At 70.7% G+C, this 25,581-nt stretch carries 27 protein-coding genes; 16 read left to right on the top strand and 11 right to left on the bottom strand.

Going from position 1 to position 25,581, the window contains the following annotated elements; translation table 11 throughout:
* The first annotated feature begins 100 nt into the window (after positions 1 to 100).
* The 6 genes from BM43_RS29735 to BM43_RS29760 all read left to right on the top strand — a co-directional run bounded on the left by BM43_RS29735 (position 101) and on the right by BM43_RS29760 (position 5,544).
* A complete protein-coding gene (locus BM43_RS29735) occupies positions 101 to 1,474 on the top strand; it encodes a cysteine--tRNA ligase (protein ID WP_036052094.1) in 1,374 nt (457 codons plus the stop codon).
* Positions 1,468 to 2,067: a 6-pyruvoyl trahydropterin synthase family protein gene (locus BM43_RS29740; protein ID WP_036052092.1), complete on the top strand. Its 600-nt coding sequence runs from the start codon at positions 1,468 to 1,470 to the stop codon at positions 2,065 to 2,067. Before BM43_RS29735 ends, BM43_RS29740 begins: the two co-directional genes overlap by 7 nt.
* 31 nt (positions 2,068 to 2,098) lie before the next feature.
* Positions 2,099 to 2,248: a type B 50S ribosomal protein L36 gene (gene ykgO / locus BM43_RS29745; RefSeq protein ID WP_017920355.1), complete on the top strand. Its 150-nt coding sequence runs from the start codon at positions 2,099 to 2,101 to the stop codon at positions 2,246 to 2,248.
* Positions 2,249 to 2,258: 10 nt separating this feature from the next.
* On the top strand, positions 2,259 to 2,819 hold the full coding sequence (locus BM43_RS29750) for a gamma carbonic anhydrase family protein (protein WP_013697304.1): 561 nt from the start codon (positions 2,259 to 2,261) through the stop codon (positions 2,817 to 2,819).
* Between the two features lie 40 nt (positions 2,820 to 2,859).
* On the top strand, positions 2,860 to 4,242 hold the full coding sequence (locus BM43_RS29755; RefSeq protein WP_036052090.1) for a dihydroorotase: 1,383 nt from the start codon (positions 2,860 to 2,862) through the stop codon (positions 4,240 to 4,242).
* Between the two features lie 183 nt (positions 4,243 to 4,425).
* Entirely contained in the window at positions 4,426 to 5,544 is a 1,119-nt protein-coding gene (locus BM43_RS29760) for an NAD(P)/FAD-dependent oxidoreductase (protein WP_036052089.1), read from the top strand.
* A 58-nt stretch (positions 5,545 to 5,602) separates the two neighbouring features.
* Here BM43_RS29760 and BM43_RS29765 read toward each other — a convergent pair whose 3' ends face one another.
* On the bottom strand, positions 5,603 to 6,601 hold the full coding sequence (locus BM43_RS29765; RefSeq protein WP_036034166.1) for a LysR family transcriptional regulator: 999 nt from the start codon (positions 6,599 to 6,601) through the stop codon (positions 5,603 to 5,605).
* A gap of 126 nt (positions 6,602 to 6,727) precedes the next feature.
* Between BM43_RS29765 and BM43_RS29770 the strand changes: the two genes are divergently transcribed.
* Positions 6,728 to 7,894, top strand: a complete 1,167-nt coding sequence (locus BM43_RS29770) for a mandelate racemase/muconate lactonizing enzyme family protein (RefSeq protein WP_017920351.1) — start codon at positions 6,728 to 6,730, stop codon at positions 7,892 to 7,894.
* Between the two features lie 166 nt (positions 7,895 to 8,060).
* Entirely contained in the window at positions 8,061 to 9,422 is a 1,362-nt protein-coding gene (gene dctA / locus BM43_RS29775; protein WP_036052087.1) for a C4-dicarboxylate transporter DctA, read from the top strand.
* A gap of 119 nt (positions 9,423 to 9,541) precedes the next feature.
* Here the strand turns inward: dctA and BM43_RS29780 are convergent, their stop codons facing one another.
* Positions 9,542 to 10,459 (bottom strand): LysR family transcriptional regulator, encoded by a 918-nt coding sequence (locus BM43_RS29780; RefSeq protein WP_036052086.1) that lies wholly within the window; start codon positions 10,457 to 10,459, stop codon positions 9,542 to 9,544.
* Positions 10,460 to 10,604: 145 nt separating this feature from the next.
* Here BM43_RS29780 and BM43_RS29785 point away from each other — a divergent pair, with 145 nt between their 5' ends.
* The 5 genes from BM43_RS29785 to BM43_RS29805 all read left to right on the top strand — a co-directional run bounded on the left by BM43_RS29785 (position 10,605) and on the right by BM43_RS29805 (position 14,535).
* Entirely contained in the window at positions 10,605 to 11,309 is a 705-nt protein-coding gene (locus tag BM43_RS29785; protein WP_036052083.1) for an SDR family NAD(P)-dependent oxidoreductase, read from the top strand.
* A 114-nt stretch (positions 11,310 to 11,423) separates the two neighbouring features.
* A complete protein-coding gene (locus BM43_RS29790; protein WP_042284390.1) occupies positions 11,424 to 11,888 on the top strand; it encodes a GNAT family N-acetyltransferase in 465 nt (154 codons plus the stop codon).
* A 107-nt stretch (positions 11,889 to 11,995) separates the two neighbouring features.
* Positions 11,996 to 12,553, top strand: a complete 558-nt coding sequence (locus tag BM43_RS29795) for a carboxymuconolactone decarboxylase family protein (protein WP_036052081.1) — start codon at positions 11,996 to 11,998, stop codon at positions 12,551 to 12,553.
* Between the two features lie 50 nt (positions 12,554 to 12,603).
* Complete coding sequence (locus BM43_RS29800; RefSeq protein WP_036052079.1) at positions 12,604 to 13,452, top strand: helix-turn-helix domain-containing protein; 849 nt, start codon at positions 12,604 to 12,606, stop codon at positions 13,450 to 13,452.
* Positions 13,453 to 13,464: 12 nt separating this feature from the next.
* Positions 13,465 to 14,535: a VOC family protein gene (locus BM43_RS29805; RefSeq protein WP_111946489.1), complete on the top strand. Its 1,071-nt coding sequence runs from the start codon at positions 13,465 to 13,467 to the stop codon at positions 14,533 to 14,535.
* A 97-nt stretch (positions 14,536 to 14,632) separates the two neighbouring features.
* On the opposite strand, the gene BM43_RS29810 is transcribed toward BM43_RS29805, so the two are convergent.
* The 3 genes from BM43_RS29810 to zapE all read right to left on the bottom strand — a co-directional run bounded on the left by BM43_RS29810 (position 14,633) and on the right by zapE (position 17,831).
* Positions 14,633 to 15,898 (bottom strand): MFS transporter, encoded by a 1,266-nt coding sequence (locus tag BM43_RS29810; protein ID WP_036052078.1) that lies wholly within the window; start codon positions 15,896 to 15,898, stop codon positions 14,633 to 14,635.
* Positions 15,899 to 16,194: 296 nt separating this feature from the next.
* Positions 16,195 to 16,632, bottom strand: a complete 438-nt coding sequence (locus tag BM43_RS29815; protein WP_013697316.1) for a DUF2471 family protein — start codon at positions 16,630 to 16,632, stop codon at positions 16,195 to 16,197.
* Positions 16,633 to 16,805: 173 nt separating this feature from the next.
* On the bottom strand, positions 16,806 to 17,831 hold the full coding sequence (gene zapE / locus BM43_RS29820) for a cell division protein ZapE (protein ID WP_042284395.1): 1,026 nt from the start codon (positions 17,829 to 17,831) through the stop codon (positions 16,806 to 16,808).
* Between the two features lie 252 nt (positions 17,832 to 18,083).
* Between zapE and BM43_RS29825 the strand changes: the two genes are divergently transcribed.
* Positions 18,084 to 18,755 carry a flavin reductase family protein gene (locus tag BM43_RS29825; protein ID WP_036052076.1) on the top strand — a complete coding sequence of 224 codons (672 nt, stop codon included), beginning with the start codon at positions 18,084 to 18,086 and terminating at the stop codon, positions 18,753 to 18,755.
* Positions 18,756 to 18,834: 79 nt separating this feature from the next.
* Here the strand turns inward: BM43_RS29825 and BM43_RS29830 are convergent, their stop codons facing one another.
* From BM43_RS29830 to BM43_RS29845, 4 genes are all read right to left on the bottom strand, one after another.
* A complete protein-coding gene (locus BM43_RS29830) occupies positions 18,835 to 19,200 on the bottom strand; it encodes an NUDIX hydrolase (RefSeq protein WP_017920116.1) in 366 nt (121 codons plus the stop codon).
* A 127-nt stretch (positions 19,201 to 19,327) separates the two neighbouring features.
* Positions 19,328 to 20,014, bottom strand: coding sequence for an HAD family hydrolase (locus BM43_RS29835; protein WP_036052075.1), 687 nt, complete (start codon positions 20,012 to 20,014; stop codon positions 19,328 to 19,330).
* Positions 20,015 to 20,287: 273 nt separating this feature from the next.
* Entirely contained in the window at positions 20,288 to 21,058 is a 771-nt protein-coding gene (locus tag BM43_RS29840; RefSeq protein WP_036052073.1) for a DeoR/GlpR family DNA-binding transcription regulator, read from the bottom strand.
* Between the two features lie 179 nt (positions 21,059 to 21,237).
* Positions 21,238 to 22,494: an MFS transporter gene (locus tag BM43_RS29845; protein WP_036052072.1), complete on the bottom strand. Its 1,257-nt coding sequence runs from the start codon at positions 22,492 to 22,494 to the stop codon at positions 21,238 to 21,240.
* 106 nt (positions 22,495 to 22,600) lie between these two features.
* Here BM43_RS29845 and BM43_RS29850 point away from each other — a divergent pair, with 106 nt between their 5' ends.
* Complete coding sequence (locus tag BM43_RS29850; RefSeq protein ID WP_036052071.1) at positions 22,601 to 23,473, top strand: LysR family transcriptional regulator; 873 nt, start codon at positions 22,601 to 22,603, stop codon at positions 23,471 to 23,473.
* A 72-nt stretch (positions 23,474 to 23,545) separates the two neighbouring features.
* Here the strand turns inward: BM43_RS29850 and BM43_RS29855 are convergent, their stop codons facing one another.
* Positions 23,546 to 24,121 carry a flavin reductase family protein gene (locus BM43_RS29855; RefSeq protein WP_036052070.1) on the bottom strand — a complete coding sequence of 192 codons (576 nt, stop codon included), beginning with the start codon at positions 24,119 to 24,121 and terminating at the stop codon, positions 23,546 to 23,548.
* A gap of 177 nt (positions 24,122 to 24,298) precedes the next feature.
* Between BM43_RS29855 and BM43_RS29860 the strand changes: the two genes are divergently transcribed.
* Positions 24,299 to 24,631: a DUF2322 family protein gene (locus tag BM43_RS29860; RefSeq protein ID WP_036052068.1), complete on the top strand. Its 333-nt coding sequence runs from the start codon at positions 24,299 to 24,301 to the stop codon at positions 24,629 to 24,631.
* 131 nt (positions 24,632 to 24,762) lie between these two features.
* Here the strand turns inward: BM43_RS29860 and BM43_RS29865 are convergent, their stop codons facing one another.
* The gene (locus tag BM43_RS29865) at positions 24,763 to 25,503 is read right to left on the bottom strand and encodes an HAD family hydrolase (RefSeq protein ID WP_013697326.1); all 741 of its coding nucleotides are present in this window, start codon (positions 25,501 to 25,503) and stop codon (positions 24,763 to 24,765) included.
* Positions 25,504 to 25,581: the final 78 nt, after the last annotated feature.

Raw genomic sequence — 25,581 nt, forward strand, 5'->3', positions numbered from 1 at the left:
ATCCCGCTCGCACAATTATTTCGTTTTCCGAAATGACGACGAGGCATGCGGACTCGGAAAGCGCAGCCGCGCAAGCTTCGCGTCCACGGGAGATGCCCGCATGAACGCGCCGATCCAGCTCTACAACACGATCACGCGCGAAAAGTCGCCGCTGCGCACGCCGGTGCCGGGGCGAGTGACCCTCTATGTCGGCGGCCCGACCCTGCACGACCATGCGCACCTGGGCAACGTGCGCCCGGCGGTGGTGTTCGACGTGCTCGCCCGGCTGCTGCGCCTGCACTACCCGGACGTGCTCCATGTCGGCCGGCTGGCCGATGTCGACGACCGCATCCACGCGGCCGCGCTCGCCGCCGGCGAGTCCGTCGAGGCCTTCACCGCGCGTTATCGCGACGCCTGGCGCGAGGACCTCGACGCGCTCGGCGTGCTCGCGCCCGACGTCGAACCTCGCGCGAGCGAGCAGGTGGCGGGCGTGGTCGAGCAGGCCGCGCGCCTGCTGGAACGCGGCCATGCCTACATCGAGGCCGGGCACGTGCTGTTCCACGTGCCCTCGTATCCCGGTCATGGCCGGCTTTGCGGCCGCCCGGTGGAGGACATGATCGCGCTGGCGCGCGGCGAACCCGCGCCGCGCCGGCGCCATCCGCTCGATTTCGTGCTCTGGAAGCCGGCCGAGCATGGCTTTCCGGCATGGCCCAGCCCCTGGGGCGCCGGGCGTCCCGGCTGGCACGCGCAATCCACCGCGGTCCTGGAGCGCGAGCTGGGCCGCGAGATCGATATCCATGGCGGCGGCCAGGACCTGATCCATCCGCATCACGAGAACGAGATCGCGCAGCTCGCCTGCGCGAACGGCATGCCGCCGAGCCGGACCTGGCTGCACAACGCCTTCCTGACCGTGAACTGGCAGAAGATGTCGAAGCCGCTGCGCAACGTGGTGACGCTGCGGGCGCTGCGCGAGCGCGCGTCCGGCGAGGCGATCCGGCTCGCCCTGCTGTCGGTGCACTACCGGCAGCCGCTGAACTGGAACCTGCAGCGCCTGTCCTCGGCGCGGCGCACGCTCACGCGCGGCTACCACGTGCTGGCGGCGGCGCGCGACACCCGCGTCGACACCGCGGTGGAACCCGACGAGGCGGTGCTGGCCGCGCTGCGCAACGACCTCAACGTGCCGGCCGCGCTGGCGCGGCTCAACGGCCTGCTGGCCGCTGTCGACGGCGCGGCGACCGAATCCGCCCGGATCCGCGCGAAGTCGCGCCTGCTGGCTTCCGCGCGGCCGCTCGGCCTGCTGCAGCGCTCGCCCGAATCGGCCCTGCGCGAACTCGGCGCCGAGGCCGTGCCGCGCGAACGCGTGCGGCGCGCGCCGGCCGATGAATTCGACCTCGAACCGGCAGCCGCCCTGGAGGCGGATTCGGAAGCCCGCGCCGACGACAGCGCCGGCGGCCGGCGCCGCACCCGCTTCGCGACCCAGGGCGCACGATGCTGATCCGCAAGCTGTTCCGCTTCGAGAGCGCGCATATCGTGCGCGGCTGCACCACGCGGCGCTGCGCGAGCTCGGTGCATGGCCATTCCTATCGCGTCGAACTGCTGCTCGAGGCCCACGCGTTCGACCACGGCCAGATGGTCTACGACTTCGGCCTGCTCAAGCACGAGGCGCGCGAGCTGATCGACGGCTTCGACCACGCGGTCGCGCTCTGGTGCCACGACGATGCCGACTACCTCGCCGCGATGCGCCGCCATTCCGAGCGCTGGGTGCTGCTGCCCGTCTCGCCGAGCGCCGAGCAGTTCTCGCGCCTGTTGTTCCGCCTGATCGACACGCTGCTCGACGCGACCGACATGGCCAATGGCGAGGCCGACGTGCAACTGCACTCGGTGATCGTCCATGAGACCGAGACCGGCTACGCGCAATGCTTTCGCGCCGACGCCGTGAACCCGAGGATGGGGCCGATCGATCTTCGGGACATCGAATTTTCCCCGGCGATCCTCGGGGAATGGCGTGATCCCGCGCTGCTGTCGCGGCTCGCGCGCGGCGAGCGGATCGCCAATCCAGCGCCGGTCGCGCCGACGCCGGCGTACTGAACCCATCCTCTCATCCAACGGAGCCCGAGACATGCAAGTCCTGTCCTCGCTGAAGGAAGCGAAAAAACGTGATCGCAACTGCCAGGTGGTGCGCCGCCGCGGACGCATCTACGTGATCTGCAAGACCAATCCGCGTTTCAAGGCGCGCCAGGGCGGCGCCCGCAACCAGCACAAGGGCTGAGCTTCCGCACATGATCCGCAAGAACCCGCGCGGCGACCTGCCGCGAATCCATCCCGACGCCTTCGTCGATCCGACCGCCGTGCTCTGCGGCCTGGTGATCGTCGAGGCGAACGTCTTCATCGGGCCTTACGCGGTGATCCGCGCCGACGAGATCGACGCGAACGGCCATATCGAGCCGATCGTGATCGGCGCGCACTCGAACATCCAGGACGGCGTGGTGATCCACTCGAAGTCGGGCGCGCGCGTGAGCATCGGCCAGCGCACCTCGATCGCGCACCGGGCCATCGTGCATGGCCCCTGCGAGATCGGCGACGGCGTGTTCATCGGCTTCAACAGCGTGCTGTTCAACTGCGTGGTGGGCGACCGCTGCGTGGTGCGCTACAACGCGGTGGTGGACGGCTGCCGGCTGCCGCCGCATTTCCACGTGCCTTCCACCGAGCGCATCGGGCCCGAGACGGATCTCGAGGCCTATCCGCAGGTCACGCCCGACGCGAGCGAGTTCTCCGAGGACGTCGCGCGCACCAACAACGAACTCGTGCATGGCTACAAGCACATCCAGAACGAATTCTGAGGCGACCGATGCGCATCACACGACAAGACGGGGGAGCGGCATGAGCGGCACCCTCGCACGGGACGAATTCGACGCTCGCCTCGCGCGGCGCCATGCCGACCTGCTGGTGACGGGCGGCACGGTGCTCACGCCGGGCGGCGAGGCCGTCATCGACATCGCCTGCCTGGACGGCCGGATCGTCGCGCTCGGCGAGCTGTCGCGGCGCTGGAGCGCCGAGACGCGGCTCGCGGCCGACGGCCTGCACGTGCTGCCGGGCGTGATCGATACCCAGGTGCATTTCCGCGACCCGGGCCTGACCCACAAGGAGACGCTCGAGGCCGGCACGCGCGGCGCCGTGCTCGGCGGCGTGACGGCGGTGTTCGAGATGCCCAACACCCAGCCGCTCACGCTGGAGGCCTCGGACCTGCGCGACAAGCTGCAGCTCGCGCGCGGCCGGGCCTGGTGCGATCACGCCTTCTACCTCGGCGGCTCGGCGCTCAATGCCGAGCGGCTCGCGGTGCTGGAGACGCTGCCCGGCTGCGCCGGCGTGAAGGTGTTCATGGGCAGCTCGTTCGGCAATCTGCTGGCCGACGAGGACAGCGTGCTGCGCCGCATCGTGCGCAACGGCCGGCGCCGCATGGCCGTGCACGCCGAGGACGAGGCGCGGCTGCGCGAGCGGCGCGCGCTGGTGGAAGCCAGCCGCGACGTGCGCGACCATCCGCGCTGGCGCGATCCGGAAAGCGCCTTGCTGGCGACCCGCCGGGTGGTCGGCATGGCCGCCGAGACGGGCCGCAAGCTGCACGTGCTGCACGTGACCACCGCCGAGGAGATGGCCTTTCTCGCGCAGCACAAGCGGCGCGTCAGCGTCGAGGTCACGCCGCACCACCTGACGCTCGACGCGCCGGCCTGCTACGAGCGGCTCGGCAGCCTCGCGCAGATGAATCCGCCGGTGCGCGATGCCTACCATCGCGAGGCGCTGTGGCAGGCGGTGCGCGACGGCGTGGTGGACGTGATCGGCAGCGATCACGCGCCGCACACGCGCGAGGAGAAGGCGCGGCCCTATCCCGATTCGCCGAGCGGCATGACCGGCGTGCAGACCCTGCTGCCGCTGATGCTCGACCACGTCGCGCTCGGCCGCCTGAGCCTGCAGCGCCTGGTCGACCTGACCAGCGCGGGGCCGGCGCGGCTGTTCGGCATCGAGGGCAAGGGGCGCATCGCGCTGGGCTACGACGCCGACCTGACGATCGTCGACCTGGCCGCGCGCCGCATGATCGGCAACGACTGGATCGCCAGCGTCTCGGGCTGGACGCCGTACGACGGCGTCTGGTGCCGCGGCTGGCCGATATCGACGGTGCTGCGCGGCCGGCCCGTGATGCGCGACGGTGAGCTTCAGGGCCAGCCTTCGGGCGTGCCGCTGACCTTCCTCGACATCGTGCCGGGCTGAAGCCTGCTGGCGCGCGGCAGCCGGCGCTGCCGTCTTCCTGACGCGAAGCTTGCGGGACGCGATGCACGGGCGTGCCGGTGGCGAGGCTGCGCTATGCTGCGGTTTCCTCATGTCGTGTCGTGTCGGATCGCGCGCCGGTCGGCGCGACGAACACGGCACCGATCGAGCCAGGAGACCGAGCAGATGACGGACAGCGTGGAGTGCGTGGTGATCGGCGCCGGCGTGGTGGGCCTCGCGGTGGCGCGTGCCTGCGCGCGGCGCGGCTGGGAGACGGTGATTGTCGAGTCGGAAGCGATGATCGGCACCGGCACCAGCTCGCGCAACAGCGAGGTGATCCACGCCGGGATCTATTACGCGGCCGGTTCGCTGAAGGCGCGCCTGTGCGTGGCGGGCAGGCAGCAGCTCTATGCCTATTGCGAGGCGGGCGGCGTGCCGCATCGGCGCTGCGGCAAGCTGATCGTCGCGACCGACGCGGCGCAGCGCGACGCGCTCGACGCGATCGAGGCGGCCGCGCGCGCCAACGGCGTGACCGACCTGCGCCGCCTGGACGCCGGCCAGGCGCGCGCGCTGGAGCCCTCGCTGCACTGCGTGGCCGCGCTCGAATCGCCCTCGACGGGCATCGTCGACAGCCATGCGCTGATGCTCGCGCTGCTGGGCGACGCCGAGCGCGCCGGCGCGATGATCGCCTATCGCTCGCCGGTGAGCGGCGGCGAGATCCTGCGCGAGGCCGGCGGCCCGCTGATCGAGCTGGAGGTGGGCGGCGACGAGCCGATGACGATACGCGCGCGCCGCGTGATCAACGCGGCCGGCCTGCATGCGCAGTCGGTGGCGCGTACCTTGCGCGGCCTGCCCGCCGACACGATCCCGCGCGAGCGCTACGCCAAGGGCAATTACTACTCGCTGGCGGGGCGCGCGCCGTTCTCGCGGCTGATCTACCCGGTGCCGGAGCCCGGCGGGCTCGGCGTGCACCTGACGCTGGACCTGGCGAACCAGGCGCGTTTCGGCCCCGACGTGGAATGGGTCGACAGCATCGACTACCGCGTCGATCCGGCCCGCGCCGAGCGCTTCTACGCGGCGATCCGGCGCTACTGGCCGGCGCTGCCCGACCAGGCCCTGCAACCTGCCTACTCGGGCATCCGCCCCAAGCTCGACACGCCCGATGCCGACTTCGTGATCCAGGGCGCTGGCGTGCACGGCGTGGCGGGGCTGGTGAACCTGTACGGCATCGAATCGCCGGGGCTGACCGCCTCGCTGGCGATCGCCGACGAGGTGCTGGCACGCCTGGACGAGGCGGCCGGCTGAGCGCGACGAGCCCGGCGTCGCCACGCGGGCTGCCCGTCCCCGACTCGGCGGGCGCCCCTCAAGCTTCCTCGTTTGAACCCGTCGCGGCCCGGCGCCGGCGCGCCGATCTGGCGGGCGCCGGCGCGGCCAGCGCCGCCGCCTGCGCGACGTCGACGGGGATGAAGGGCGCCTGGAAGTGGTCGACCAGGAAGTCGATGAAGGCGCGCGAGCGCGCGCTCTGCTTGCGCTGCCCGGGATAGTAGACATAGAGGTCGGCCGAGGGCAGCACCACCTCGGGGAGCACCAGCCTGAGGCGCCCGCTCTGCAGGTACTTGGCGAGATCCCATTCGGAGCGGATCAGGATGCCGTGGCCGTCGAGCGCCCAGCGCAGCACGATGTCGCCGTCGTTGCTCGACAGCGAGCCGTTCACCTTCAGCGCCTCCAGGTGGTCGTCCTGGATGAAGTTCCAGACGCCATGAGCATCGTCGTTCTGGCTGTGGATGATGCAGCGATGCGCGACCAGGTCCTCCTTGCGCAGCGGCGTGCCGGCGCGCTCCAGGTACTTCGGCGAGGCGCACAGGAAGCGCCGGTTGCTCATCAGGCGGCGCGCGCGCAGCCGGCCGTCGGGCAACTCGCCGAAGCGGATCGCCATGTCGAAACCGCCCTCGACCAGGTCGACCGGCTTGTCGGTCACCACGAACTGCACGTCCACGTGCGGGTAGCGCTTGGCGAACTCGGAAACCAGCGGCGCGATGGTGGTGCGACCGAAACCCAGGGTGGCGTTCACGCGCAGGCGCCCATGCGGATCGGCCGGCGTGCCGGCGATCGCATCCTCCATCTCGCGCACCTGCTCCAGGATGCGCGCCGCGTAGCGCGCGTAGGTCTCGCCCTCGGGCGTGAGGCTGATGCTGCGCGTGGTGCGGTTCACCAGGCGCGCGCCCAGGCGCGCCTCCAGGATGCCGAGCCGCTTGGTGGCCGCCGGCGGCGTGAGCCCCATCGAGCGCGCCGCGCCCGACAGGCTCCCGAGCTTGGCCAGCTGGACGAAGAACGCGAAGTCGGAGGTGATGTCGGTTTTCACTTCTGGTGAAAGATGAAATGAATTTCGGTGAATTCTAGCGCCGCGCGACGCGACTAAGCTAGACCCCGTTGCCGCATGGTTTGCGTGCCGGAACAACGAGAATCCGTGTCACCAGGAGACACCCGCATGAGAATCGTAGAAATCCGCGAAAAGACCGTCCCGATCAGCTCGCCCATCCGCAATGCCTACATCGATTTCAGCAAGATGACGCTGAGCCTGGTGGCGGTGATCACCGACGTGATCCGCGACGGCAAGCCGGTGGTCGGCTACGGCTTCAATTCGAACGGCCGCTACGGCCAGGGCACGCTGATGCGCGAGCGCTTCATCCCGCGCCTGCTCGAAGCCGATCCGGCCTCGCTGGTGGACGACGCCGGCACCAATCTCGATCCGCACAGGATCTGGGCCACGCTGTTCCAGAACGAGAAGCCGGGCGGCCATGGCGAGCGCTCGGTGGCGATCGGCACCATCGACATGGCCGTGTGGGACGCGGTGGCGAAGATCGAGGGCAAGCCGCTGTTCCAGTTGCTGGCCGATCGCTACGGCGACGGCCAGCCCGATCGCAAGATCTTCGTCTACGCGGCGGGCGGGTATTACTACCCGGGCCAGGACCACGGCAAGCTCAAGGACGAGATGCGCAGCTATCTCGACCGCGGCTACACGGTGGTCAAGAAGAAGATCGGCGGCGCCTCGCTCGACGAGGACCTGCGCCGCATCGACTCGATCCTCAGCGTGCTCGGCGACGGCCAGAAGCTGGCGGTGGACGCCAACGGCCGCTTCGATCTCGACACCGCGGTGCAGTACGCCAAGGCGCTCTCGCAATACGACCTGTTCTGGTACGAGGAGCCGGGCGACCCGCTCGACTTCGAGCTGCAGGCCACGCTGCGCAACTACTACGCGAACCCGATGGCCACCGGCGAGGACCTGTTCTCGATGCAGGACGCGCGCAACCTGATCCGCTACGGCGGCATGCGCGCCGACCGCGACTGGCTGCAATTCGACTGCGCGCTCAGCTACGGCCTGGTGGAGTACCTGCGCACGCTGGAGATGCTGCGCGAGCACGGCTGGTCGGCCAGGCGCTGCATCCCGCACGGCGGCCACCAGATGTCGCTGAACATCGCGGCGGGGCTCGGGCTGGGCGGCAACGAATCCTATCCGGACCTGTTCCAGCCTTACGGCGGCTTCCCCGACGGCGTGAAGGTCGACAACGGCTACATCACCATGCCGGAGCTGCCGGGCATCGGCTTCGAGGGCAAGTCGGACCTGATCGTCGAGATGCGCAAGCTGTCGGACTGAGCGCGGCAGGCAGTCCCTCGCGGGGCCGCGTCCGACGGCGCGGCCCCGCCGTTTCACGCCAAGAACAAGAAAGACTGGCGGATTCGCGTGCAGGGCCGCGACGAGACAGGCGCGGGAGGCGCGCGTTCCGGTTCCCATCGGAAGACGGCATGCACAGGAGACAGACATGCTGGTATCGCGCATCCGGAAATCGCTTTCGCGCCTCTACGTGCAGGTGCTGATCGGTATCCTCGCCGGCGTCGTGGTCGGCCACTTCCTTCCCGATCTCGGCTCGCAGTTGAAGCCGCTCGGCGACCTCTTCATCAAGCTGATCCGCATGGCGCTCGCGCCGATCATCTTCGCCTCGGTGGTGGTCGGCATCGCGCGCATGAACGACCTGCACGAGGCGGGCCGCGTCGGCGTCAAGGCGCTGCTGTATTTCGAAGTGGCCTCGACGCTCGCGCTGCTGATCGGCCTGGTGATCGTCAACCTGGTGCGGCCCGGCAGCGGCATGAACATCGACCCGGCCACGCTCGACAGCGCCTCGATCGCCACCTACACGCACGCGGCCCAGCAGCACGGCATGCTCGAGTTCTTCATGAGCATCGTGCCGGGCAGCATCGTCGGCGCCTTCGCCAAGGGCGAGATCCTGCCGATCATCTTCTTCTCGGTGATCTTCGCGATCGCGCTGGCCAAGCTCGGGCCGCGCACCGCGCCGCTGGTCGACATGCTCGACATGTTCCTGCAGGGCATGTTCGGGGTGGTGCGCATCGTCATGTACGTGGCGCCGATCGGCGCCTTCGGCGGCATGGCCTTCACCATCGGCAAGTACGGCATCGGCACGCTGGCCTCGTTCGGCCAGCTGATGCTGTGCCTCTACCTGAGCTCGGTGCTGTTCGTGGCGCTCGGGCTCGGGCTGGCGATGCGCCTGTGCGGACTGTCGCTGTGGAAATACCTCCGCTACATCAAGGACGAGATCCTGATCACGCTCGGCACCGCCTCGACCGAGGCGGTGCTGCCGCAGATGCTGCTGAAGATGGAGCGCATGGGCTGCTCGCGGCCGGTGGTCGGCATGGTGCTGCCGACCGGCTATACCTTCAACGCCGACGGCACGGCGATCTACCTGACGATGGCGGCGCTGTTCATCGCGCAGGCCATGAACATCCACCTGTCGATCTGGGATCAACTGCTGGTGCTGGGCGTGCTGCTGCTGACCTCGAAGGGCTCGGCCGGCGTGGCCGGCGCCGGTTTCGTCGCGCTGGCCGCGACCCTGGCGACGATGCGGCAGATTCCCGTCTCCGGGCTGGTGCTGCTGCTCGGCGTCGATCGTTTCCTCAACGAGGCGCGCGCGGTCACCAACCTGATCGGCAACGGCGTGGCGACGGTGGTGGTGGCGCGCTGGGAAGGCGCGCTCGACATGGACCGGGCGCGCGCGGTGCTCGATCGCACGCATCACGAGGAGCCGGCGCTGGAGGCGCCGCACGATGCACCGCCGGCCGATGCGCACGCGGGCGCGGGCTTGCCGTTGTCGGGGCCGGGCTTGGGTTGAGGTGGTTCGCGGGGCTTGTCCGTCGAGCGATCGAGATAGTGGTGACGGGCGGCGAGGCGCGGCTCGGCGATGTGATTCGCTGATCGGAGCGGGGCTGCCGGGCCGGGGCTCGATCCGGCTCAGTCCGGCATCAGCCGCCGGCATTCGGCGAGCACGCGCTGGCGCAGCCAGCGATGCACGGGATCGGCCTCGAGACGCGGGTGCCACATCTGCGAGACGGTGATCCGCGCGGTCGCGACCGGCAGCTCGAACACGTGCAGGCCGTCTTCGGCCGCGGCGCCGCGATGAACCAAAAAGGAGGCCGGCACCAGCGCCACCAGGTCGGTGCCGCGTGCGATCGCCAGCGCGGCCGGGAAGCCCGGCACCACCGCCACGATCGTGCGTTGCAGGCCGAGCCCGGCCAGCGCGTGGTCGACGGGGCCGCGCGGGTCCTCGTGACGCGAGGCGACCACATGCCCGAAGCCGGCATAAGCCTCGGCGCTGACCACGTCCTCGCGAGCCAGCGCATGCCCCTGCCTGACCACGCCCACGAATCGATCGCGGAACAGCGCCTGCAGGCGTACTTCCGGCCCCATCTCGCCGAGCACGCCGATCTCGAGTTCGGCCGAGCCGTCGCGCAGCGCCGCGGCGCTCTTCGACGGCTTGGCGGTGAAGCGCAGTCGCAGATGCGGCGCCTCGGCCGCGGCGGCCGCGACCAGGGCCGCGCCGAAGGCCTCGACGAAACCCTCGTTGCTGCGGATCGTCAGGGTGCGGCGCAGCGAGGCCAGGTCCAGGTCGGCGCCGGCGGGGCGCAGCACGGCCAGGGCTTCGTGCAGGGTGTCGCGGGTGCGTGAGCGGATCGCCTCGGCATGCGGGGTGAGCAGCATCTGGCGCCCGGCGCGCACCAGCAGCGGGTCGCCGGTGGCCTCGCGCAGCCGCGTCAGCGTGCGGCTCATCGCCGAGGCGCTCAGGCCGAGCCGTCGCGCGGCGCCGGCCACGCTGGCTTCGGCCAGCAGGGCGTCGAGCGCGACGAGGAGATTGAGGTCGGAATCGGCCATGCGCGGATCCTAGCATGGGCATTCCGACATGGCGTCCGCTGCAACCCATCCCTGCACGCCGCGCGCCTTCCGCCCGGCGGCGCCGCTCGCTACATTGCCTGCATCGGTCGACGATGGCGTCGGCCGGCTTGCCAGGACATCGCACATGACAGATTCCCATTCCCAAGCGACCGCGCTGATCGTCGGGGCCTCGCGCGGCCTCGGTTTCGCCCTGGTCGACCAATACCTGCAACGCGGCTGGCGCGTGATCGCCACCGGCCGCGCCAGCTCGCTGGGCGCGCTGCGCCAGCGTGCCGAGCGCGCCGGCGGCCTGCTCGAGGTCGAGACCGTCGACATCACCGTGCCCGAGCAGGTCGAGGCCTTGCGTCGGCGGCTCGCCGGGCGCCGCCTGGAGCTGCTGTTCGTTAACGCGGGCGTGAAGAACGACGACGGCGAGACGATCGCCGATGTCTCCACCGAGGAGTTCGTGCGCGTGATGGTGACCAACGCGCTGAGCCCGATGCGCGTGATCGAGCGTTTCGAATCCCTGGTGACGGCCGCGGGCACGATCGGCCTGATGTCATCGGGGCAGGGCAGCGTGGCCAACAACGAGAACGGCAACTACGAGGTCTACCGCGCCAGCAAGGCCGCGCTGAACATGCTGATGCGCAGCTTCGCGGCGCGCCATGCCGGCGATCCGCGCACGCTGCTGCTGATGGCGCCGGGCTGGGTGCGCACCGACATGGGCGGCCCGCAGGCGCGCCTGGGCATCGACGAGAGCATCCCGAGGCTGGTCGACACGATCGCGGCGAACGCCGGGCGCCCGGGCCTGCAATACCTCGACTACCAGGGGCGCGTGGTGCCGTGGTGAGCGATGCCGCGATGGCCGGCGCGCCGCGTTCGACAACGGCTCGCCGATGACCGACAATCGTGCCACCCAATTTTCTCGTCCCGGAGCGTCGCCATCATGCTGGAGTTGGTACCCATGTCGGACCACGAGTTCGCCGAATTCGAGGCCGATACGGTGGCGAGCTACGCCGCGGCCCTCGTCGCGGCCGGCGACGCCGACTCGGCGGCCGAGTTCGCGGCAAGCCATTTCGCGCGGCTCCTGCCGCTGGGCCGCGCCACGCCCGGGCATCAATTCTTCAGGCTCCACGACGCCGCGCGCGAGATGGCGGTCGGCCGGCTCTGGCTTGGCGAGACGAGCTCGGCGCGCGGCCGCCGCGCCTTTCTCTACGATCTGCTGATCGAGCCCGGGCAGCGCGGGCAGGGGCTCGGCGCCGCGGCCCTGCAAGCGGCCGAGGATTGGGCGCGAGCCCGTGGCCTCGCGCATCTCGATCTCAACGTGTTCGAGCACAACGTGGCGGCCCGGCGCCTCTATGATCGCAGCGGCTACCGCCAGCTCGGCAAGTGTTTGAGCAAGGCCCTGGGCGGCGACGATCCGGCCTGAACGCCGCGCGGCGATGACATGCGATGTAATTGGCGCGTCGCGCGGGCGCGCTTAGTCTGGCCGGGTCGCGCTGCCATTCCGGCGGCGCGCGTCGACCCGGAGCCATCATGTCGCTTTATCCCGTCCATACGATCGAATCCGCCCCCGCGCAATCGCAGCCGGTGCTGCGCCAGTTGCAGCAGGCCTTCGGCCTGATCCCGAACGTGGCCGCCACCATGGCGGCCTCGCCGGTGCTGATCCGCGGCTTCATCGGCCTGTTCGAGCAGGTGCATGCGAGCAGCCTCACCGAGCCGCAGATCCAGGTGCTGCTGCTGACCAACGCGGTGGTCAATGCCAGCGCGTGGCCGGTGGCCTTCCATACCGTGCTGGCCTTGCAGCAGGGCGTGCCGCCCGCCGACGTCGAGGCGATCCGGCGCGGCGAGCTGCCCGAGGATCCGCAACTGGCCGCGCTCTCGGCGCTGGCGCGCAAGCTGATCGAGCAGCGCGGCCGTCTGCCCGAGGCGGATCGCGAGGCCTTCCTCGCGGCCGGCTTCAGCGCGCCGCAGGTGCTGGAGGTGGTCGCCGTGGTGGCGGCCTCGACCATCACCAACTACAGTTGCGGCGTGACGCGGCCCCCGCTCGAGGCACAATTCGAGGCTTACGCCTGGCAGGCACCGGCTGTTTGAGCGGGTTGGCCGCTCGTGCCGCCGCGTGTCACGCCATGCAAGGAGATCCGATGGGCGCCGACCGTTCCGATACTAAAGCCGCGGCCAGCGAGCTGGGCGAGCTGCTGCGCTACTGGCGCGGTGTGCGCGGCGCGAGCCAGCTCGGGCTGTCGCTCGAGGCCGGCATCTCGCAGCGGCAGATCAGCTTCATCGAGAGCGGGCGCAGCGTGCCGGGCCGCGACACGCTGCTGACGCTGGCCCAGGCGCTCGAGGTGCCGCTGCGCGAACGCAATGCCTTGCTGCTCGCGGCCGGCTACGCGCCCGTCTACGCGGAGCCGCCCTGGAATGCGCAGGAGATGCAGGGCGTGATCCGCGCGCTGGAGCGACTCATTTCGCAGCACGAACCTTTTCCGGCGATCGTGATGGACCGTCACTGGAACGTGCTGATGAACAACCAGGCGGCGCTGCGCTTGTTCGGCAGCTTCATCGACATGGCCGCGCGCCAGGAGCCGCGCAACATGCTGCACCTGATCTTCGATCCGCGCGGCCTGCGCCCCTTCCTGGCCGACTGGGACGCGGTGGCGCGCAGCCTGCTGCAGCGCCTGCATCGCGAGACGGTGGGGCATGCCGTGGATGCCGGCACGCGGCGCCTGCTCGACGAACTGCTCGCCTATCCGGCGGTGCCGCGCGACTGGCGCACGCATCGCGCGAGCGCGTCCTCGGCGGGCCTGCCGATGATCCCGCTGGGCTTCGTCAAGGACGGCGTGGTGCTGCGCTACTTCTCGCTGGTCACCACGGTGGGCGCGCCGCAGAGCGTGAGCGCGCAGGAGCTGCGTCTCGAATCGATGTTTCCCGCCGACGAGCAGACCGAGGCCCGGCATCATCAACTGCTGGCCGGGCAAAAACTGGCGCCGGGCTAGGCGCGCAAACGGATGCGCGAGCCGGCGCATCGAGAAGTCCGTTCGTGCTTTTTTCCGCGCCGGCGGGTTCCCGTCGCCGATGCTAGACTGTCCGGCCGGCGCGATGCATGCGCAATGCCAGAACAAGCAGCAAAGACCGGAGACGACCCGATGGCGATTACCAGAATCGAATCAGTGACGTACGGTGTTGACGAACTTGCCGACAGTATCCGTTTCGTCGAGGATTTTGGCCTCGCTCGTATCGATACCAGCAATGATCGCGTCGTGTTCGCCACGCCCGCGAACCAGTCGCTGCGATTGGTCGCCGCGCAGGCGCGCGACCTGCCCGAAGGCCTGGAGACCGGCTCGACCTTGCGCGAGCTGATCTGGGGCGTCGATTCGATCGCCTCGCTCGATGCGCTGCACAACACGCTGTCGCGCGATCGCGCGGTGCGCGTGGATGGCGAGGGCGTGCTGCACACCCATGACGAGACCGGCTACGCGATCGGCTTCGCGCTCGCGCAGCCGCTGCCGATCGGCGAGATCCGCCGCGGCGGGGATGGCGCGGGCCGCGCGCAGGGCGTGCGCGACGACCTGTTCTACTGGAACCGCACCTTCGATGCCTATACGCGCGCACGCGTGCTGCGGCTGGCGCGTGTCACGCTCGACATTCCCGAGGCGGGACGCGACGCGGCGATCGATTTCTATCGACACCGGCTCGGTTTCGAACTGGCCGCCTCGGCGCCGGGCGCGGGCAGCTTCCTGCGCTGCGGTGCCGGAGTTGGCCGTCACGGCCTGCGCTTGAGCGAGCGCGCCAATCGACCCGGCATCAACCGCATCGCCTTCGAGGTTGGCGATCTCGACGACCTGATCGCGGGCGGCAATTTCATGGGCGCGCAGGGCTGGCAGGGTTCGCGCCGGCTCGACCGCGATCGCTCCGGCGCCAATGTGTTCCGCTGCTTCGACGCCCCTTGCGGCGGGCGTTTCGAATACGCGGCCGAGCGCGACCCGGCCAACGAGCGCGGCGGCGTGCGCTTTCGCGAGATGCTGTCGCGGCAGGACCCGGTATCGGTGGCGATGCGCGTCGACGGCATGTCGTACTGAAGCGAGCCGCCGCGCTCGCTCCGCATTTCCCGCCTCGGCTTCCTCGCTTCAGGTTCGCCGCTTCAGTTCCTCCGCTTCGGGTTCCCGCCTCATCCCCTCATTCCGCTGCCGCCGGCCGCGTGCCGGCCCCGCCCGAGCGCGCCACCCGCGCGCGCATCATCGCATTGCCCAGCGCGCCGAGCGCCATGATCGCGGCGGTGCCGAAGAAGGTCGAGCGCATCCCGTAGTGGCCGCCGAAGTAGCCGCCCGCGAGCGGCCCGAGCACCTGCCCCGCGTATTGCGAGGAGGTCGAGTAGCCGAGCAGGGTGCCGGCCACCGAGGGCGGCGCGGCGTGGCGGATCACGCTGGCCACGCAGGGCAGCAGGCCGCCCAGCGCGATGCCCATCGCGAAGCGCAGGGCGATCAACTGCCAGCCGGCGGTGACGAAGGCCTGCGGGATCAGCAGCACCGCCGAGGCGGCCAGGCAGCCGACGATCACGTTCCAGTGGCCGATCCGGTCGGCCAGCCGGCCGAGCCGCGAAGCCGACAGGATGCTGCCGAGCGCGGCGCCCGACATCACCAGCCCGGCCACCAGGGTGACCTGGTGCGCCGGCACCAGTTGCGCGACATAGACCGTGATGATCGGCTCGATCGACATGTTGGCCAGCATCAGCAGCGCGCCGGTGACCAGCATCGCCGCCACCGGGCGCCGGTCGGGCAGCGCGGCCCAGCCGGGCTTGTCGGCGGCGCCGCGGCCGGCCGCGGCGGGGCGGTCGCGCTTGATCAGGAACACGGTGGCGAGGAAGGTCAGGCCGATCGCGGCGCCAGCCACCTGGAAGGTCGCGCGGATGCCGATCAGCGAGGGCAGCCAGCCGCCGATCAGCGGCCCGGCGATATTGCCGGCCATGATGCCCGAGGACAGCAGGCCGAGCGCCCAGCCGCAGCGCGCCTTCGGCGTCTGGGTGGCGACCAGCACGGTGGAGCCCGAGGCGTAGCCGCCCAGCAGGCCCACCGCGAGCCGCAGCGCGACCAGTTGCCAGACGTCGTGCGCGATCCCCATCAGCGACATCACGATGGTCATGCCGAGGCTGGCGCGGATCAGCATCAGCTTGCGCCCGTAGCGATCGGCCAGGCGTCCCCACAGCGGCGCCGTCAGCGCGGCGGTGAAGAAGGTCGCGCCGTAGGCGATGCCGGACCATTGCACGATCGCGGCCGGCTCGTGCACGCCGAGTTGCTCGACATAGAGCGGCAGGAAGGGCAGCAGCAGGGTCATCGAGACGATGGTGGTGAACGAGCCGAACACGCAGACGGCCAGGTTGCGGCGCCAGTGCGCGTGGCCGTCGTCGTCGGTGCCGGCCGGCGGGCGGTAAGCGGGACGGCTCATCGCGTCTCCTCGGTGGTAGCGGTCTTGTGGGGCCGCCGTACGCGGTGCGGGGCGGCGATCGGGACGATGCTACGCCGCGCGCGAAGGCGCAAACAGACGCCTGGGGATACCGGTATGGACACTACCTGCTTCGGGTTCGGCCGATGCAGTCAGAGGGTGGGAAGGGAACGACGAAAAGCCGAACGAAGACAAGCCGAATGAAGAAAAGCCGGCGCGGGAAGCGCCGGCTGGTAACGCCAGTCGGATGGGGCGGAGAAGCGCAAGGCGGGTTCGGGCGCCGCGCGCGGCGGGCGCCCTCAATCGACCTCGATGTCGTTCGCGCCGAGCAGGGCGGCCGCCACGCCGATCACGAGCGGCATGTCGTCGTCGTCCACGCGCAGGTTCGCCTCGGCATGCTGTTCCTCCTCCAGGCCGCGCCGCCCGGCCAGCCGCGGCAGGCTGGCGAGCATCGACGGATCGTGGCGGGCCCGGAAGCCGGGGTCGTTGAAGGCACGCTCCTCGATCGCCAGCAGCATCGCCCAGCTCGGGCCGCGCAGCTCGCCGAACGGGCTGCCACGCCGCGGGCCGAAGGCACGGCGCGCCAGCGTGACGAGGATCTGGTGCAGATCCTGGGTGGCGCGGTAGCGCGCGCGGTGCGACTCGATCTGCTCGAGTTCGTAATCGTCGACCAGCCAGTCGGCATCGGGGCGCGCGCCGGTTTGGCTGCTCGGGCTCAGGTCGGACATCGTCGTCATGGAAGACCTCGTCGGGTGATCTGGTACTGTAAATATATACAGTCTTTTTGGCCTGTGCAATCGGTCTCGCGTGAATTCGATGCGATCGGCCAGTGCCCGGTGAGGCCCATGGGGCGGCGCTTCGGGACGAACGAGGGCGGGCGGCGGGCGATCGACGGCGATCGGGGGCGCGATCAGCCTCGCGCCGCCGCCCGCATCTCGCTGATGCGCGACCAGGTCCGCTCGATGCCGTGCACGTCGTCGCGCTGGCCGACGCGTGCCTCGTGGTCGGCGTCGTGCAGGAAGACCAGGCTGGCCTGCTGGTCGTAGAGGATGTCGACCAGCCAGACGAAGCGCTGCAGCGTGGCGCGCGCGGTGGACGCGTCGAGCGCCACGTGGTCGAGGATCAGCACGCGGTAGCGCGCGGCCAGGTCGAGGTAGTCGAGATGCGAGCGGGCCTGCGCGCAGAGCGCATCGAAGTCGCAGAACAGGGTGTGGGCGCCTGCCGCCCTGGCTTCGAGCGGCCGCGTGGCGATCGGCACGCGCGTGTCGGTGGCGAGGATGGTGTCGCCGTGGCGCGCGAACAGCGCGGCGAGGCTGCCGTCGCCGGGCGTGTCACCGGCAGGCGCGGCCTGGCGGCCAGGCCCGGGCGCGATGCGCCGATAGTCGACGGCGCCCTCGAAGGGCAGCATCAGGCAATGCGCCTGGAGCGCGGCGATGGTCGGCTCGAAGCGATGATGGAATTCGGGATCGGGCAGCAGCGCCGCGGGCGCCTGGTTCGAGGTGAACAGCAGGTGGACGCGCCGCGCGATCGCCACGCGCAGCAGCGCGGCGAGGATCAGCGCGTCGGCGATGTCGTGCACGTGGAATTCGTCGAACCAGAGCAGTTGGCTGTCGCCGAGCCATTGCGCGAGCACCTCGCCGAGCTTGTCGTCGGACGGCGGCGCGGCCACCAGGCGGCGGTTCACGTCGCGCAGGAAGGCGTGGAAATGGGTGCGCACGCGCGCGCCGGGATAGGCCTCGTGGAACAGCGCGGCCAGCAGGCTCTTGCCGCGCCCCGGCGGCCCGTAGCAGTAGGCGCCGATCAGGTCCTCGGGCAGGGCGCCCGTCAGCAAGGCATCCAGGCGCGCCGCCGCGGACAACTGGTCGGCATCCAGGCGCAGCGCGCGCCGCTCGAGTGCGGCGATCAGCCAGGCGGGCAGGGGCGGCGAGGTGGGCATCGAGTGGCGGCGCGGCTTGGGCGGCAGGTTGGAGCGGGGCTGATTAGGGGGCGGCGAGCGCCCGACAGTCTGCCATAGCGCGCCAGGAACCGGCGGCTAGGCAGTGCTCAGCACACGCGCCGCGCAGGGGCGGCGCCCTGCAACGCGCGGCGAGATGCGCTAGTGTTCGAGGCTGCGGCGCGCGCCGCGATCCGGCCTCGACCCCGGCCGGCCCCGCGCGCCATTCTTCCCCGACTCGAGCAGGAGCCCCGCGTGAGCGCGCCCCAGGAATCCCCTTACCACTACTACGAACCGGCGGCCGGCCACGGCCTGCCGCACGACCCGTTCAACGCGATCATCGGGCCGCGCCCGATCGGCTGGATCTCGAGCGTCGACGCCGAAGGCCGGCCGAACCTCGCGCCCTACAGTTTCTTCAACGGCTTCAACTACCGGCCGCCGATCATCGGCTTCGCCAGCCTGGGCTGGAAGGACAGCGTGGCGAACATCGACGCGACCGGCGAATTCGTCTGGAACCTCACCACGCGCGCGCTGGTCGAGCAGATGAACATCAGTTGCGCGCCGCTGCCGCGCGGCCAGAGCGAGGCGGACGTGGCGCGCCTGGAGCTGATGCCGTCGCGGCGCGTGCGCGCGCTGCGCGTGGCGGCCAGCCCGGTGCACTTCGAGTGCCGCAAGACCCAGATCGTGCGCCTGCAGGATGCCGGCGGCGGCGAGCTCGACAGCTGGCTGGTGCTGGGCGAGGTGGTGGCCGTGCATATCCGCCGCGAGCTGCTGCGCGACGGCATCTATCGCACCGCCGAGGCGCACCCGGTGCTGCGCGCCGGCGGCCCCGGCGACTACGCGGCGATCGAGCCATCGGCGATGTTCGAGCTGCTGCGCCCGCAATCGGCCGAGGACGCCGAGCGCATGGGGCGCGCGTTCGATTGAAGGGAGCGCGGCGCGTTCGTGCCGCCGCGCCGCCGCGCCGGTCCCGGACGTGAGGGCGGCGAGGTCGGGATCGACGCCCTCACGTCCCCATCTTCGTCACCATCTCGACGATCTTGCGCGTCGGCACGCTGACGGCCAGCGTCTCGAACTTGCGGCGGCCGAACCAGTGGCAGCGCAGGATCTCGTTGCTGGCCACCGCCTTGCGTCCGGCCGGCACGTCGGCGATGAAGACATGGTGGCGCTTGCTGAGCCCGCCGAACTGGAACGCGTAGTGCAGTTCGAGATCGTCTAGGCGGGTTTCCTCGAACAGCTCGCGGCAGGCCGCCTCGTGCGGCGTCTCGCCGGCGTGGATGGTGCCGCCGGGCAGGGCCCAGCGCGAGCGGGCCCGCGTCACCAGCAGGATCTTGTTGTCGCGTCGGCACAGGACGGTGGCGCGTTCTTTCATCGTTATCGGTATTCGTTCGGGACGGCGGCGCCCGGGGGCGCGGCTTCGTCGTGCGGCATCGTCGCGATCGGGGCGGCGAGGCAAATGGTGGGGACGGCGCGGGCAACGGCTGCCAGCCCCTCCGGGTTCAGGGGAACAGCTCGAGCACGGGCCAGCCGCGTTCGTCGGCGATCGCCCGTAATCGCACATCCGGGTTGGTGGCGATCGGGTCGGTGACGCGCTCCAGCAGCGGCAGGTCGTTGATCGAGTCGCTGTAGAAGAAGCTGCGCGGGAAATCCTCGAGGCTGGCGCCGAGCGTGGCCAGCCATTGCTCGGTGCGCGTGACCTTGCCCTCGCGGAACGAGGCCACGCCGAGCGCCGCGCCGGTGTAGCGCGCGGCCGGATCGCCGCCCTCGGTGGCCAGCTCGATCGCCAGCAGGTGCTCGAAGCCGAGCGCGCGGCCGATCGGGCCGGTCACGAAGGCATTCGAGGCGGTGACGATGCAGCACAGGTCGCCGGCCTGCCGGTGGCGCTCGATCAGCTCGCGCGCGGCCGGCTGGATCGCCGGCTCGATCACGTCGGCCATGTAGCGCTGGTGCCAGCCGTCGAGCTCGGCGCGCGTATGGCGCGCCAGCGGCGCGAGCGCCACGCGCAGGTAGCCGTCCATGTCGAGCGCGCCGGCCGCGTAGTCGCGATATAGGCGGTCGATCGAGGCCACGTGCTCGGCCGCGCCGTCGATGCCGATCCGGGCCAGGAAGTGCGCCCAGGACTGGTCGCTGTCGAGCGGCAGCAGGGTGTGGTCGAGATCGAACAGCGCGAGGTGACGACGGCTCATCGGACTTCCTGACGACAACGGGGCGGGCAGCCGGATCGCGACAGGGAGGCGGGACGCGAAACCGGAACGATGAAAAATGCTAACGACAATTCCACGAATCGGCAAATCAGCAAATCTCTGCAACCGGCCCGAAAGCAACCGGCGAGCGGCATTGGGCGGTTTTCCCGGGCGATTCTTTACGTCGAGCTTGTCAATCGTGTGTCATTCCGTGGCGTCTTTGCCTCGACGCGGCGGCCATGCCTCGCATCGACACGCGCACCGGGCGCCGGCGCCTCAGGCCAGCAGCACCTTCGGCAGGCGCCGCTCCAGCGCGGCGAAGGCGTCGGCACCGGCGGCGCCGCGTTCGGTGACGAGCAGGTCGATCGCGTCGGCCGCGCAATAGCTCACGCGGCTGCGCAGGCCCAGGCGCGCGGCATCGGCCAGCATCACCACGCGGTCGGCCGCCTCGCACATCGCGCGCGCCACCTCGGCCTGGGCGCGGTCGACATGGCTCGCGCCGTGCCGCGCGTCCAGGCCGTCCGGCGCGAGCAGGGCCAGGTCGGCGCGATGGCGCTGGATCTCGCGCACCGTCTCGGCGCTCGCGGTGGCCAGCGTCCGGGCGGGCACCGCGCCGCCCAGCATGATCACCTGGTTGGCGTTGGCCGCTTGCGTCAGCGGCGCTCGCAGGCGCGCGACCACGTCGAGCGAGTTGGTGAGGATGGTCAGGCCTTCGAGCGCGACCAGTTCGTCGGCCAGCGCCTGGCTGCGGCTGTCGGCGTCGAGGAACAGGGTCTGGCCGGCGCCGACCTGGGCTGCCGCGGCCTTGGCGATGGCCCGCTCGACGCGTTCGCGCGCGGGCGCGCGTTCGATGGCGGCGGCCGGCGCGTCGGGACGTATCGCGCCGCCGCGCACGCGTACCAGCTCGCCGAGGGTTTCGAGGTCGAGCAGGTCGCGCCGCACGGTTTCGCGCGATACGCCCAGCTCGGCCATGATGCGTTCGGTCGAGACGCGATGCAGCGCGATGAGCAGCGCGCGGATGCGTTGATGACGGTCTTCCTGCCACATGGGGCTATCCTGGGGGCTGTCCTGTCGCTGGGGCCGGGGGTGAGCCGGGTTGCGCGGCAGTGTGGCAGGCCTGTGTGGCAGGTCCGTGTAGCGATGGGGCGATGAGGCGATCTGGGGGAAGCGAAGGCGAGGTCGGCGGTGACGGCGGGATCGCGCCTTACCCGCGCCTTATCCGCGCTTCAGGCCGTGTGCGCCCCGCCAGCCGGGCGCGTCACTCGCCGCGCGGCGCGCGCCAGGTAGGCCACGCAGGCCAGGGCCGCCGCCAGCAAGGCCAGCGCATAGGCCGCCACCGCGTGCCAGCCGCCGTCCTGCCAGAACTGCCCGCCCCAGGAACCGAGCACGCTGGAGCCGACGTAATAGGCCAGCAGGTAGAGCGCCGAGGCATAACTCTTGGCGCCCTGCGCGAGCAGGCCCACCCAGCTGCTGGCCACCGAATGCGTGATGAAGAAGCCGATCGTCAGCAGCGCGATGCCGACGATCACCACCGCCAGCGAGGCGTCCAGCGTGAGCGCCACGCCGGCCGCGCTGGTCGCCACCCCGGCCACGATCACCGGTGCCCGGCCGAAGCGGTCGGCCAGCGCGCCGGCCGTGGAGGAGGCGACGATGCCGAACACGTAGGCGCTGAAGATCAGGCCGCAGCGGGTGGCGTCGAGCGAGAAGGGCGGCGCCATCAGGCGGAAGCCCGCGTAGTTGTAGATCGTCACGAATTCGCCCATCGCCAGGAAGCCGATCGCGAACACCGCCGGCAGGGCCGGGTGCGCGAGCTGGCGACGCCATTGCGCGACATGCTCGCCGAGGCTCACGCCCGCGCGCGGCACGAAGTGGCGCGAGGCGGGCAGCAGCAGCGCGAAGCCGATCGCCACCGCGATGTCGATCGCGCCGATCCACTGCATCGCCGCGCGCCACGACATCCAGTCGCTCAGCATGCTCATGCCGACCCGCCCGACCATCCCGCCGAAGGCGGTGCCGCCCACGTAGAGCCCCATCGACAGGCCGAGCCCGCGCGGCTGGATCTCCTCGGCCAGGTAGGCCATCGCGGTGGCCGGCACGCCGCCCAGCACCAGGCCCTCGAGCGCGCGCGCCACCAGCACGCCCGGCCAGCTCGGCATCCAGGCGGCCGCCAGGTTCAGCGCGGCGGCCAGCGCCATCGACACGAACATCAGGCGGCGCCGGCTCAGGCGCTCGGACAGCGCGCTGGCCGCCAGGATCGCGACGGCGAGGCAGCCGGTGGACAGCGACAGCGCCAGCGAGCTCTGCGCCGCGCCGATCGAGAAAGCCTGCGCGAACAGCGGCAGCAGCGGCTGCACGCAGTACAGCAGCGAGAAGGTCGAGAAACCGGCCAGGAACAGCGCGAGGCTGATGCGGCGATAGTCGGCGCTGCCGGGGGCGACGCGCGTGTCGGCGGCTGCCGGGGCGGGGGAGGAAGCGGGGCTCATGATGGTACGGACGTAAGGACTTGACGACAGCCCCGATTGTCCGCGTCGCTAGTTATACTGTCCAATATATGAAAAGGATCAAAGAAAGACGTTTCACAGATATCTCATGGAACTCCGCCATCTCCGTTATTTCCTCGCGATCGCCGAGGAATCGAATGTGACGCGCGCGGCCGAGCGGCTCGGCATCGGCCAGCCGCCGCTCAGCCAGCAGATCCGCAACCTGGAGCGCGAGCTCGGCGTCGAGCTGTTCCGGCGCACCGCGCACGGCGTGGTGCTGACCAGCGCTGGCCAGGCCTTCCGCGTCGAGGCCGCGCGGGTGCTCGACGACGCGGCGCGGGCGCGGCGCGCGGCCCAGCAGGCCGGCAATGGCGAAACCGGCATCCTGCGGCTCGGCTTCACCGCCTCGGCCGTGTTCAACCCCGTGGTGCCGGCGCTGATCCAGCGCTTCAAGGCCGCCTATCCCGGCGTGGACGTGTCGCTCGACGAGGCCAACACGCCCGAGCTGGTGCGGCGGCTCGCGGACGAGCGGCTCGACGCGGTGTTCGTGCGGCCGTGCCCGACCTCGTTCGAGGGCCTGGCGCTGCGGCCGTTTCCCGACGAGCCGATGAAGCTGGTGGTGCCGGCCTCGCATCGCTTCGCGCAGCGGCGGCGCGTGGCATTGGCCGAGCTCGCCGACGAGGCCTTCGTGCTGGTGCCGGGGCCGGCCGGCGCCACGCTCTACGCCGAGATCCTCGATGCCTGCCGGCGCGCCGGCTTCCTGCCGCGGCTCGCGCAGGAGGCGCCGCAGATCTCCTCGGTGATCAACCTGGTGGCGGCCGGGCTCGGGCTGTCGATCGTGCCGGCCGCGTTCGAGCAGGTGCGCGTGCAGGGCGTGCGTTATCTCGACATCGACGGCGTGCCGGCGGTGGCGCGCCTGGCGCTGGCCACGCGCGAACGCGAGCGCGAGCAGGTGGTCGCGAACCTGATGGCCTTGCTGTGAGGGAGGGTGCCGCCCGTCGGAAGGCGGGCGGCGGCAGATCGTGGTGGGCGGCGCGGTCGGGCGCCTGGCCGCTTACAGCGGCTTGGCCTGCGTGATGCTCGAGGCGCGCACGAACTTGCCGGCGCCGAGATGATGGATGGTGTGCAGCTCCGGGTGGCTGTCGTCGAGGTTCCAGTGGCCGTCGGCGAACACGCGGCTGTCGGCGGCGGCCGAGACCACCTCGCAGAAGCAGGTGTCGTAGGCATCCTCGGTGTGTTGCTCCGGAATCAGGCGGCATTCGAGCCAGGCCGCGCAGCCGGTCTCGATCACCGGCACGCCCAGTTCGGGGCCGGGGCGCGCGTCGATCGCGTAGCGCGCGAACTTGTCCTCGTCGCGGCCGCTCGCGCTGCCCACCGCGAAGGTCAGGTCGAGCGCGGCGAAGCCCGGCACCACGATGCCGAAGATGCCGCTCGCGGCGATCAGCTCGCGCGTATAGGTGTTCTTGTCGATCACCACGGCCAGGCGCGGCGGCTTGAATTCGACCGGCATCGACCAGGCGGCGGCCATCACGTCGCGGCGCGTGCCGACGGTGCTGGTGACCAGCACCGTCGGGCCGTGGTTGAGCAGGCGGCTCGCATGGTCGAGCCGCACGGGAGCGAAATGCGTCATGGCAAGGGGCGGGGCGGTGAAGGAAGCGACCGATTCTACCGGGCGCCGAAAAACCGCGCCGGCCTGTGTCGATCGGCGAGGCAGGCGCGTCGCGCCGATGGCGGCCGACAATGTCGACCGGGAATATCGACTAAGATACGGCCCGCCCACTTTTACCGACCTCCAGCGGAGCCTGCCGTGATTCGACCGACCCCCGTCTTCAAGGACAACCTCGCCCAACTGCCGCCTATCGACGGCATCGAACGGATCGACCTGGTCGATGCCAGCGGCGCGGTGCTCGCCACCATCGAGAACAAGCCCGGCAAGCAAGGCTCGCTGGCCGTCTATCACTATCTGCAACTGGTGTTCGGCACGCTCGACGCGAAGGCGGCCGAGCATGGCCTGGCGGTGTTCGGCGAGCACACGGCCGACGCGCGCAACCGTCCCGGCGCGCATCCGAACGTCGATCGCCTGCTGGAAGTCGCCAACGGCGGTGCCGCGCTGCGCATCGACGTGATCCCGGCGCTCTGAGCGCCGGGTGAACGGCACGCGGCGGTGCATGGCCGCCGCATGTTGACGAAACGGGCCGTCTCGCGAGAGACGGCCCGTTTTGTTTTTACGGCACCGAATCGATGGATCGCCGCCCGGCGATCGGCGCCGGCTCAGGCCGCCGAATTCGCCGGCTGCGACGAATCGCTGGCCACGCCGAACTCGCCGTCGAGCCAGCGCGCCACCACGCCGGGCAGTTCCGTCATGCGCTCGAAAGTGACGTGCACGCCGATCTCGCGCAGCGCCTCGCGCCGCTCGGCCGGCGCGTGCGCGCTGCCGGTGAAGCCGAGCACGGTCATGCCGGCGGCCAGCGCGGCACGCGCGCCGGTCACGCTGTCCTCCACCACCGCGCAGCCCGAGGGCGGCACCTGCAGCGTCTCGGAGGCGGCCAGGTAGACGTCGGGCGCGGGCTTGGGCCGTGCCACGCGCTCGCCCGTGAAGAGGCGGTTGCCGAAGACGCTGTCCAGGCCGAGCCGCTTGACCACGCGCTCGACATAATCGAGGTCGCTGTTGCTGGCGCAGGCCAGGCGCAGCTCGATCGACTTCAGCGCCTCGACCGCGCCGGCGATCTCGGGCGCATCGGCCGCGCGCGTGCGGATCTCCTCGCGGATCGCGTGGATCTGCGGCTCGTCGATGCTGCGGCCGAACACCTTGGCGGCCTCGGTCAGCACCACGGCCGTGCGCATGCCGAGCAGCGGGCGGATCGCGTCGTGCACGCCCTCGACCTGCCAGAGCGCCTCGAGGCGCTCGATGACGATGCGTTCGGCGATGGCCTCGCTGTCGACCAGCACGCCGTCGCAGTCGCTGATCAGGGCGCGATCGGTGCGCAGCGTGGAAGGGAAGGGGGATGACATGGGGAAGTTCTCCTGCGGTAACCGGCCATGATACCGGGAACGTCGGGCGCCGGTCATCCCGGCGCCCGACATGGGTTT

Origin of the sequence: Burkholderia gladioli (genome assembly GCF_000959725.1) — a bacterium.
Lineage (GTDB): Bacteria > Pseudomonadota > Gammaproteobacteria > Burkholderiales > Burkholderiaceae > Burkholderia > Burkholderia gladioli.